Raw genomic sequence first — 10707 nt, 5'->3', positions numbered from 1 at the left:
AAGGGCGGCACGGCGATCAACCTCTTCGTGCGCGACTTGCCGCGCCTCTCGGTGGACATCGACCTGACCTACTTGCCGGTCGAGGATCGCGCTTCATCACTCGCAGCTATCGACGCGGCGATGCTGCGGATCAAGGAGCGGATCGAAGCCGGGATACCGGGCGCGGCGGTCGCGCCATCGCGCTCCGCAGGCGACAACATTGTCACCAAACTTATCGTCCGCTCCGAAGGCGGCCAGATCAAGATCGAGGTCACGCCTGTCTTGCGCGGCACTGTCTACGACCCCGTGGTGATGAGCGTCGTGCCTACAGTCGAAGACACATTCGGCTTCGCCGAGATGCAGGTTGTTTCCTTCGCCGACCTCTATGCGGGGAAGATCGTGGCGGCGCTGGATCGCCAGCACCCGCGCGACCTGTTCGACGTGCGAGACTTGCTGGAGAACGAAGGGATAAGCGACGAACTGCGGCGCGCATTCCTCGTCTACCTTATCAGCCACAATCGCCCGATGGCCGAAGTGCTCGCTCCGACCCGCAAACCGCTGGCCGAGGAATTCGAACGTGGCTTTCTCGGCATGACAAAAGAGAATGTCGAGCTTGCCGATCTTGAGGCTACGCGCGAGGCAATCGTCGCCACGATGGTTGGCGAGATGCCAGACGCGCACTGCAAGTTCCTAATCGGCTTCAAGCGGGGTGAACTGGACTGGGAGCTTCTCGAAATACCGGAAGCCAGCCACTTGCCCGCAGTCTTGTGGAAACAGCAGAATCTGGAGAAGATGCTGCCTGAGAAACGACACAAATTGATCGAGGCTCTGGAGAAAGCGTTGCTCGGCTGACCGAATCTGCGCTTGGCGAAAATCAACGTGACCTCTCATCCGCAAAATGGCAGGCAGTGCATATGTCGATTGTCTGGAAAATCATCCGCATTATCGGGCTCTATATTGTATTCTTTGTTGCCTGCTCGCTCTTTTCGGCAATCGCATTGGACAGTCTCCCGGATTGGTTCGAGGGACTTTTCATCCTTCTTGGTCCAGGTCTAATGGTTTGGTTGTACGAAAAGCGTCGAGCGTCGAGAATTGCTTCAGATAAAGCCAGTTCGAATGATGGGCTGCGAGACCGACTAAGACATGTGCGACGCGCACAGCAGGTGCAGCCTCTACCCATTCAAGCTGCCCTGGAACCGCCCCCGGCGGAAGGCCCCAAGAGCACCAATTCAGAGTTTGTGGGAACCAGCGAGGACCAGCATTTAGAAGGCAAATGGGGTGCGCACAAGCAATCTAGGACGCAGGAGCTTCGCGAGAAGCTATTTGGTGACAATTCATCGATCTTTGATCCAAAAAATTCGAATCGCGTCGAGGCAATCGCGTCGCGGGTCTCGAAACCAACAGCCGATCAGAACACACCCGGCGAGTTGGCCGCGTGTTCAACCTCGCAACCCTATCGCCCGCGCCAAGATAATTCTGAACTTGTTCGTGTCGGCAAAGCTGCCCGAGAGGCACTTGAAGCCGCGTCGCTCAGGCGGGCCGCAGAAAAAGAAACTGGAGCACAGAAGCACCAACCCCTCGCACCAACTTCATCGACAAGCGGGGAGGTCGGTGAAGGCTCGTCCCGCCCATCGCGAATTAAGGTGTTGCGCGAGAAGCTTTTCGGCGACGAGACCCGCCTCGAAAGTCCTTCTGCGCCTGAACGTACTGCCGCGCAAAGACCGATCGGCCGAGATGTAAGCCGTCCCAAGGTTCAAGGGTGGGTGCCGAAGGGGCAGACGGTCACCATCGGCGGCCGAGCAATTGACGGGATGGTGTACGTCGGCTCGCCGCCTAAGGTAAGCTCGCATGGATATGGTGAAAGATGCCGCGCCTATATCGACCCTTCGTTATCGGTTGCATCGTTCGGTTCCGACATGGAGGGCGATGGCATGTCGTACTGGCCGGGATATTCCACTATCCCAGCCGTCTGCAGGGCCACGTATCTCGATTGGTTGGCCGGCGGCCGTCAAGATGTGACGGTCAATCCCGGTTTCCTGTTTCTGTTCTTCTATGGTCTTGAGCGGCGGTTTTTGGTCGATCAGCCATCGGACGACGAGAAACGAGAAGTCGTGGCGGAGGTTGAACGCCTCAAATCACTCTTTTCTGCGAACTACTCCGTCCAAAGGTATCTCGGCGAGTTTCTCGACATCGCGCGTATCATGGCGATGGGCGGCATCTCATTGGACGATGCGACCCTCAAACAGGCGATTCTTGAGAACCGCAGTTGGGACTTGCCATTTTCACTGAAGTTCGCGCTCGGTGGCATGATCGCCGAGGGCAAAGCCTTCGATGCCGAATGGCTGCATCTCTGGCTGCATTGCCACCCAGAGCGACGCCTTCGCACTCCAGCCGAGCGTTGCGGCGACGAATTCAAGGCACTTTTCAAACTGAAATTCGACGCGCTGTACCCAGATGGCTTGAAGGTGCGGACGCCTCGTAAGCTTCTGAAAATCGATTATCGCGCTGCGTCGGGCGAGTTCAATTGCTCGGTCAATCTCACGGCGGGAGATGGCGGAGATGTTGCTATCCCCGACGTTACTGATTTGCGGTCGCCGGTCCAGAAGGCACAGAAGATCGCAGATGAGGCGATGGATGAACTCGATAAGTTCAGCCGGTATCTTGGACGAAATCCAGATGGCCGGGGGACCATTGAAGCACAGGCGCTGCTACCTGCTGGGCTTTGGAGTCTGTTCCCGTCAGACGAGTTGGAAGAACTCAAGGACTGGGCGCACGAGCAAGTAGCGGCGGGCGGGTTGGTCCCAGCACTTGATGTGCTCTCGCGCCTGGAAGGAGAAACGCCGGAGAAGCTCGGTAAGCGGAACTTGACTGGCGCAGCAGATGCACTCGCCCGGATCGGCTTCGGTATGGCTCCCGACCCAAGATTTTCGCTGCGTGGACCGAAGATCGACGAACCCGTCGTGATCTTCGAACTGGGCGAGCCGGTCGAACAGCTTGAAGATGTCTCGCCGGCATATCGAACCGAATTGTTCGAACTAGCACTGGCGACCTTTGTTGCACATGCCGACAGCAAAATTGTGGAAGCCGAACGCAGAGCACTCCGTGAAAAGATCGAAGCGACTAGGGGTCTGACTGAGCTTGAAAGAAAGCGTCTCCACGCGAACCTCGAATGGTATCTCGATGTTCCGCCAGACATGTCATGGCTGCGCAGCAAGCTGAAAGATGCGGGCGCTGAACATCATCTAGCTTTGCGCGCAGCGGTTGTCGCGATAGCCCACGCTGACAGCGTGATTCAGTCTGAAGAAGTGGCTTGCATCGAGAAGATCTACAAGGCTCTCGGGATCGATGCTGGCCTCGTTTACGCCGACCTCCACGCTGGCGACGTGCCCAACGGCCCGGTTCGCGTTAAAGCCGCTGAGACGGAAGCACCGGGCGAACAAATACCGGATGAACCGAAAGCCAAAGCCGGTTCGCTCGATGCAGCGCGTATTGCCGCTATTCGAAATGACACCGAGCGCGTTTCGAGCGTTCTGGGCGAGATTTTTTCGACCGACGAAGACGTGAGCGAAGAGGCCACCGCAGCACATGCTCTTCCATCGTCAATGGCTGGCCTCGATCCCAAGCATGCGATGCTTGTGGAGCAGATAATCCAGCGCGAACACTGGACTGACGAAGAGTTTGACGAGATCGTCGGCAAGCAAGGGCTCATGCCGTCCGGCGCGCTCGAAGTAGTCAACGAGTGGTCTTTCGATAAATTCGATGAGGCCTTGCTCGATGAATATGACGGATATGACGTGTCGCCGGACATAGCCGAGGCACTGAGGGCCGAGATCGCGAAGGGGGATTAATTCATGTCGAGACTGAAGCCGCGCGAACGCGGCGCTATCGTTCAGGCGCTACGCGCAGGGGTTGTTCCCAAATTGGGGCTTCGGCACATCCAGGTCGGACGAGCGCGTGAGATCGAAGAACTCGTCAAGGACATGGACCGGATCGCTGATGGCGGTTCAGCCATTCGTTTCATCATCGGCGAGTATGGCTCCGGCAAGACCTTCTTCATGAACCTTATCCGGCTTGTGGCGCTCGAAAAGGGACTGGTCGTCATGTTTGCCGACCTTGCCCCGGATCGACGCATCCACGCGACCGGCGGGCAAGCACGAGGCCTCTACGCTGAGATGGCGCGAAACCTTGCCACCCGCACCAAGCCAGATGGCGGCGCATTGTCGAATGTTGTCGAGCGATTTGTCAGCCAGGCCCAACACGACGCCGAAGCGAAAGAACAATCGACAGACGAAGTCATTCGTCAGCGCCTTGCACATTTCGAGGAACTGACAGGCGGCTTCGACTTCGCGCAGGTGATCCGCCGGTATTGGGAGGGGCACGAAACCGGCGATGAAGAGCTGAAATCAGCAGCGATCCGATGGCTGCGCGGCGAATTTGCAACCAAAACCGATGCTCGTAAGGCTCTCGGTGTTCGCACGATAGTCAATGACGCGAGCATCTACGATCACCTCAAACTGATGTCGGCATTCGTTCGTGAGGCGGGCTACAAGGGCCTGCTCGTTGGCCTCGACGAGATGGTCAATCTTTACAAGCTGACTTCATCGCAAGCTCGCAACGCAAATTACGAGCAAATCCTGCGCATTCTGAACGACGTGCTCCAGGGGAGCGCTGAGAACCTTGGGTTTCTCATGGGAGGAACGCCGGAATTCCTCATGAACACACGACGTGGCCTCTACAGCTATGAAGCCCTCCAATCTCGCCTAGCAGAGAACACCTTTGCGCGTGACGGTCTGGTCGATCTCTCCGGGCCGGTCATTCGACTGGCCAGCCTTATGCCCGAAGACCTGTTCGTGCTTCTAGCCAACATTCGCGCCGTCATGCAGGGCGATGAAGCAATCCTGCCAGACAGCGCCCTGGAAGCGTTCATGGCTCACTGCTCGGACAGGATCGGGGAAGCATATTTTAGAACGCCCCGAAACACGGTTACGGCTTTCGTAAATCTTCTGGCGGTGCTCGAACAAAACCCTGGCGTCGAATGGTCGGACCTCATCGAAGAACTCGACGTGACGGAAGATTCTGGGGATGATATGAGCGACGTAGATGAGAGCGTTGGCGCTGTCCCCGAGAGCGATGAGCTAGCCAGCTTCCGACTGTGAGCACGGCGTTCGATAAGCTAGCTCGACCAATCCAGAAATGGATTCGTCAGCAAGGCTGGAAGGAACTGCGCGACATCCAGGCCCGTGCAACGCACGTGCTAATGGACGGCAATCGCGACCTGATCGTCGCTGCGAGCACCGCCGGAGGCAAGACTGAAGCCGCGTTTCTCCCGCTGCTATCCCAAGTGCTCGATGAACCCAGTGAAGGTTCCGGATTCGACGTTCTGTATGTCGCACCACTGAAGGCGCTCATCACCGATCAAGCGCGGCGACTTGAAGACATTTGTCGCGACACAGACTTGCCCATCACGCCGTGGCATGGCGACGTTTCGTCATCCATAAAGACTAAAGCTACGAAGAAACCGCGGGGCGTGCTGCTAATCACCCCGGAGTCTTTTGAAGCTCTCTTCATTCGACGTGGGTTGGAAATTCCGAGGCTGTTTGGCCCAACACGCGCAGTCATTCTCGATGAATTGCATTCGGTCCTCGACAGTGAGCGCGGCATCCAGATGCGCTCACTTCTCACGCGCCTTGAAATCGCCCTCAAAAGACCAATTCGCCGCGTCGGTTTGTCGGCCACACTCGGAGATATGGAGCTGGCGAAGGCCTATCTCCGACCTGACAGCCCTGGTGACGTCGAGCAGGTCATTGCAGAGGGCGGATCAGCCGAGTTGCAGCTTCAGCTCCGTGGGTACGTTGCTGGCGACAAGGAAGACGAAAGCCCATCTGCGGCGGATTCCATCGCGCAACATCTCTTCGAACACCTGCGAGGCAGCGACAATCTTGTTTTTGCCGGTGCACGTCAGGCCGTCGAAATCTACTCGGATCGGCTAAGGACGCTTTGCGAGAAGGAACACCTCCCGCAGGAGTTTTACCCTCACCACGCTAGCCTATCGCGCGAACATCGGGATTTCGTCGAACGCCGCCTGAAAGATAGCAATGCGCCGACGACTGCCGTCTGTACGTCCACGTTGGAGCTGGGAATCGACATTGGTGATGTAACCTGTGTTGGCCAGATCGGCGCACCCTTCAGCGTAGCATCGCTCAGGCAAAGGCTTGGCCGATCAGGACGGCGATCGGGCAAGCCAGCCATCCTTCGGCAATACGCAGTCGAGGCGAAGCTCACACCTACAAGCAATTTTTCGGACCGACTTCGCCTTGGAATGGTGCGGGCCATCGCGATGATCGAATTGCTTTTGGAAGGTTGGTGCGAACCGCCGCAACGCGAGGCCCTGCACCTTTCGACCCTCGTTCACCAAATCCTCTCGGTAATCGCCGAACGGGGCGGAATACAAGCGGAACAATTATACGGGATTCTTTGCCAGATCGGACCATTCCGCCAGGTCGATACTCAGTTGTTCCTGGATGTCTTGCGAGCGCTCGGGCACCCTGAGGTCGCACTCATAGAGCAAGCCAGCGATGGGCTTCTGTTGCTCGGTGCCAATGGCGAAAAGCTGGTCGAGCATTACAGCTTCTACGCAGTGTTTCAGACACCCGAGGAATACCGGCTGATTTTCGGCGGTAAGGAGCTTGGGACACTTCCCATCGACAACATGATCGCGCCCGGCATGCTTCTCATTTTTTCGGGCAGGCGCTGGCTGGTGCAGGAAGTTCTCGACCGGGATCGTGTCATTATGGTTGCACCGGCGAAAGCTGGAGTGCCGCCCATCTTTGGGGGCGATCCTGGCAACATCCATGACCGCGTGATCGAGCGAATGTTCGATGTTCTGGAGGGACAAGAGCGCCCAACCTATCTTAATGCGACAGCGCTTGAGTTGCTTGACCAAGCGCGCGGCAACTATGCCCAACTGCGATTTGATCCCGGACGGATCGCGCAGCTTGGCGAAAATGCTGCCGTCGTAGCCACAAAGGCAGGTTCCGTTCGGACAACGACCTTAGCACTCGCTCTTCGTGCGAACGGCTTTACCGTGCAAACACACGACGGGTTTCTTGAAGTGTTTGGGAAGGACGAAAGCCCGCCATTGATCCACGCACTTTCGACCTTGGCAAGCGGCAAAGAGGTGGACCTATTTGCACATTCACCGAATCTGTTGTTCGAGAAGTTTCATCCTCACTTGACGGAAAAATTGCTGCAGCGCGACGCCATGTCCTCGAAGCTCGATGCGGAGTCTCTGCCAGAGTTGGCTGCAGCAATTCTTGGAGGTTCAAATTGAAACTCATCGGAGATCAGCTTCGTTTCAGCGCGACCGATTTGGTCCGCTACCTCAATTGCCGGCACTTGAGTCGTCTTGAGCACGCTGTTGCCAAGGGTGACCTGTCGAAGCCCAAGTACTACGATCCTCTGCTCGAAGCTCTTTGGGAACGCGGCGCCAAGCACGAGCAGGATTATGTCGAGCACCTGACCTCCCTCGGACTGCAAGTTGTGCGCATCGACGGCGTTGAAATTACAGACGAAGCTGTTGCTGCGACGCACGAGGCCATGCGCGCAGGCGTTGACGTTATCGTGCAGGGCGCTCTTCGTTCGGGCGACTGGGTCGGTCGAGCCGACATCCTCCGCAAGGTCGATACGCCGAGCGATTTCGGCGGTCGGTCCTATGAAGCGGTCGACACCAAGCTGGCCCGCGAAACCAAGGGCGGGACCGTCCTCCAGCTTTGCCTCTATTCCGAGCTCATCGGCAAGATTCAGGGCCAGATGCCGGAGTTTGTGCACGTCGTTCCGCCTTGGACCGATTTTGTGCCCGAGCGCTATCGCATCGCCGATTTTGGGGCATACTACCGGCAGGTGAAGGCAGGCATGGCAGCCAATTTTGCTTCCGGAAATTCGCAAGAGACATATCCGGAGCCGGCTACGCATTGCGATATCTGCGTCTGGAGCACCCGTTGCGACAAGCAACGGCGCGACGACGACCATCTTTGTCTCGTGGCAGGCATTTCGAGTCTGCAGATTGCCGAACTCAAGGAGCAAGGGGTCACGACAGGTGCGCAGCTTGCCGAACTCGCCATGCCCTTATCCTGGAAGCCCGAGCGAGGATCTATCGAGAGCTTCACGCGCGTCCGCGAGCAGGCACGTGTCCAGCTCGAAAGTCGCTTGGCAGGCGAACTCAAGTTCGAGCTTCTTGCGCCAGTGCCCGGATTCGGTTTGGCCTGCCTGCCCGAGCCCGATGAAGGAGATGTCTTCCTTGATTTCGAGGGTGATCCCTTTGTTGGAGAGCACGGTCTCGAATATCTTCATGGCTTCCATTACACTGAAGGCGGTGAGGCACGTTACCAGGGTCTCTGGGCGCTCGATCGTGAGGCAGAAAAGGCGGCGTTCGAGACATTCATCGATTTCGTGATCGCGCGGCTTGAGACTTATCCCAACCTCCATGTCTATCATTACGGCGGATACGAGCCAGGAGCGCTCAAGCGGCTCATGGGCCGCTATGCCACACGCGAAGACGAACTCGACCGGCTGCTGCGCGGCAAGGTTCTCGTCGATCTTCTCAGCGTCGTGCGACACGCAATTCGCGCTGGCGTCGAAAGCTATTCGATCAAGAAGCTCGAGCCGCTCTTCGGCTACGAACGTGATGCCAAACTGCCCGATGCGAACCAGGCTCTGACGCGGCTCCAGCTGTGTCTCGAAGCGAATGATCCGACTGGCATCGAGGCGGAAGACCGCGCCACGGTCGAAGCCTACAACCGCGACGATTGCGTATCGACACAGTACCTGCGCGATTGGCTTGAACTGCAGCGGCAGGCCTTGGTCGAACAGGGGGGCGACATCGCGCGCCCTGAGATTGCCGATGGCGCGCCCAGCGAAAACATATCCGAATGGCTCGAACTGATCACACCGTTGATTGAGCAGCTTTCCGGGGGTGTTCCTGTAGATCCCGCCGATCGGACGGCCGAGGAGCATGGTCGCTGGCTGTTGGCCAACCTGCTCGAGTGGCATCGCCGCGAGGAGAAGGCAGGCTGGTGGGAATACTTTCGCCTGTGCGACCTTGCAGCGGAAGACTTGCTTGAAGAGCGCGCTGGCCTGGCGGGTCTGCAGTACATGAAGACGGTCGGTGGAACAGCCAAATGTCCGATCGACCGCTACAGTTTTCCTGCTCAGGAGGCCGACATACGCCCGGGCAAGGGCATCAGGGCCAATGGCGGCCAATCGGTCGGTTCTGTCGAGGACATTTCCCGCAACCAGCGGACGGTCGATATCAAGAAGACCTCGGCAATGGCGAGCGAACATCCTGAAGCGATCTTCGTCCACGAGCATGTTTCATCGAAGCCCATGCAGGAATCCCTGGTCCGGCTGGCACGCTATGTCTGTGAGCACGGCATGTTCGACGGCGATGCCTACCGGCCCGCTCGAGACATGCTCATGCGCGTAGGCCCGCAAGTCGCAGATGATGGGCCTATCCGGATGGACGGCGAAACGCCGCTGGCTGCCGGTGTGCGAATTGCACCGCTAGTTGCGTCAGGAGTGCTGCCGATCCAGGGACCACCTGGAACCGGTAAGACGCATACTGGCGGGCACATGATCTGCGAGTTGGTGAAGCAAGGCAAAAAGGTAGGCATCGTGGCCAACGGCCACGACGTGATCCGCAACCTGCTCGACAAGGTTATCGAGGTTGCCGAAGAGACCGCCACGCCACTTGTGGGCATTCAAAAGCCGAAGGGCGGTTCAAAGGAAGAGGCCACTGACCGGCTTCGCTTTGCCAAAAAGAGCAATGGGGAGGTCTTCGCCGCTTTGGATAGCGATTGCCAGATAGCAGGTGGGACCGCGTGGCTGTGGTCGACCGAGGACGCGTTCGAATGTCTTGACGTTCTGTTCGTCGATGAGGCCGCGCAAATGTCGCTCGCAAATGTGCTCGCGGTTTCGCAGGCAGCCCAAACGCTGGTCTTGCTTGGTGATCCTCAGCAACTCGACCAACCAATGCAGGGTAGCCATCCGGACGGAACTGGATGCTCGGCTCTCGACCATCTCTTGTCGGGGAAACAGACGATAGCGTCTGACGAGGGACTGTTCCTCGACATTACCTGGAGGCTGCATCCCGATATTTCGGACTTCACGTCAGAGCTCTTCTATGAGGGTAAGCTTGACTCGAAGGAGGAGACGGCGGGGCAACGCGTCAATGCTAGCGGTATTGCCGGGGGCACGGGGCTCCGCTTCCTGCCCGTCGAGCACAAAGGCAATCAGAACTGCTCTCCTGAGGAGGCCGACGTTATCGCAGCCCTGGTAGACGATATCCTCCAGCAAGGAGCGACCTGGGTTGACCGGAATGGAGAAGAGCACCCCGTCGGAAGCGACGACATCCTGATAATCGCGCCGTACAATGCGCAGGTCTTCGAAATTCAGCAGCGCTTGCCGCAAGCACGGGTTGGGACAGTCGACAAGTTTCAGGGGCAGGAAGCGCCGATTTCGATCTACTCGCTCGCCAGTTCGTCGCATGCGGACGCTCCGCGAGGGATGGAGTTTCTCTACAGCCTCAATCGCCTGAATGTAGCGACATCCCGCGCGAAATGCGTGACGATCCTGGTTGGCTCTCCTCAAGTCTTCGAAGCCGAGTGCCGCACGCCGAGACAAATGCAACTTGCCAATGCGTTTTGCCGGTATCGCGAGTTTGCTGAATAGCTA

At 57.8% G+C, this 10707-nt stretch carries 5 protein-coding genes; all 5 read left to right on the top strand.

What is annotated here, in order from left to right; all coding sequences use genetic code 11:
• The coding region (locus Q7I88_RS16510; protein WP_305097001.1) for a nucleotidyl transferase AbiEii/AbiGii toxin family protein at nt 1–831 on the top strand (831 nt) is incomplete at its 5' end.
• 62 nt (nt 832–893) lie between these two features.
• Nucleotides 894–3827 carry a tellurite resistance TerB family protein gene (locus tag Q7I88_RS16505; RefSeq protein ID WP_305097000.1) on the top strand — a complete coding sequence of 978 codons (2934 nt, stop codon included), beginning with the start codon at nt 894–896 and terminating at the stop codon, nt 3825–3827.
• A gap of 3 nt (nt 3828–3830) precedes the next feature.
• Entirely contained in the window at nt 3831–5135 is a 1305-nt protein-coding gene (locus Q7I88_RS16500) for an ATP-binding protein (protein WP_305096999.1), read from the top strand.
• Nucleotides 5132–7309: a DEAD/DEAH box helicase gene (locus Q7I88_RS16495; RefSeq protein ID WP_305096998.1), complete on the top strand. Its 2178-nt coding sequence runs from the start codon at nt 5132–5134 to the stop codon at nt 7307–7309. Before Q7I88_RS16500 ends, Q7I88_RS16495 begins: the two co-directional genes overlap by 4 nt.
• Nucleotides 7306–10704: a TM0106 family RecB-like putative nuclease gene (locus Q7I88_RS16490; protein ID WP_305096997.1), complete on the top strand. Its 3399-nt coding sequence runs from the start codon at nt 7306–7308 to the stop codon at nt 10702–10704. The genes Q7I88_RS16495 and Q7I88_RS16490 overlap by 4 nt, the downstream gene beginning before the upstream one ends.
• The last annotated feature ends 3 nt before the right edge of the window (nt 10705–10707 follow it).

Origin of the sequence: Croceibacterium aestuarii (assembly GCF_030657335.1) — a bacterium.
Taxonomy (GTDB): Bacteria; Pseudomonadota; Alphaproteobacteria; order Sphingomonadales; family Sphingomonadaceae; genus Croceibacterium_B; species Croceibacterium_B aestuarii.
This window is presented reverse-complemented; position numbering and strand designations above follow the sequence as displayed.